This is a genomic window from Bradyrhizobium uaiense (assembly GCF_010811875.1).
GTDB classification, from domain to species: Bacteria; Pseudomonadota; Alphaproteobacteria; order Rhizobiales; family Xanthobacteraceae; genus Bradyrhizobium; species Bradyrhizobium uaiense.
In genome coordinates this window covers 1-787 of the sequence record NZ_VKHP01000536.1, presented here as the reverse complement: position 1 = coordinate 787, position 787 = coordinate 1, and the positions used below count along the sequence as shown (strand labels likewise).

At 61.0% G+C, this 787-nt stretch carries 1 pseudogene; it reads left to right on the top strand.

The annotated features are described in order from the left end of the window. Nucleotides 1-771 (top strand): annotated as a pseudogene (locus FNJ47_RS46320) (IS630 family transposase); the annotation flags it as partial. Nucleotides 772-787: the final 16 nt, after the last annotated feature.

Genomic DNA, 787 nt, shown 5'->3' with positions numbered 1-787 from the left:
GCTACAAGCCGAAGGCAATTTCGGGCAAGCACGCGGTCTGGCTGTCACAACGGATCAAGGACGGCGATTTCACCATACGCGGTCTCGTTGCCGAGCTTGCCGGGCGTGGCCTGAAGGTCGACTACCACTCGGTGTGGGACTTCGTGCATGCCGAGAAGCTCAGCTTCAAAAAAAAGCGTGGCGGCTGGCGAACGCGATCGACCTGAGGTCGCGCGGCGGCGAGCCCAGTGGACAAAGTATCAAGATCGCGTCGAAGCTGAGCGGCTGGTCTTCATCGACGAGACCTGGACCAGGACCGATATGGCGCCCTTGCGGGGATGGGCGCCGCGCGGCCACAGGCTTCCCGCCAAGGTTCCCCACGGCCGCTGGAAGACCATGACCTTCCTTGCGGCCCTACGCCATGACCGGATCGATGCGCCATGGTTCATCGAGGGGCCCATCGACGGCGTAAGCTTTCGCGCCTATGTCGAGAAGGTTCTTCTGCCCGTTCTTCGGCCCGGCGATATCGTCATCCTGGATAACCTCGGCAGCCACAGGAGCAAGGCAGTTCGTCAACTCATCCGCTCGGTCGGCGCCAAGCTCTTCTTCCTGCCAAAATACTCGCCCGACCTGAACCCGATCGAACAGGTCTTTGCCAAGCTCAAGCACCTGCTCCGCAAAGCTGCCGCGCGAACCGTCGACGCAGTCTGCGCCGCAATCGGCCACGCCCTCGATGCCTTCACCTCCGAGGAATGCGCCAACTACCTCAAAAATTCAGGCTATCGAACTTAATGCCATCACGCTTTAG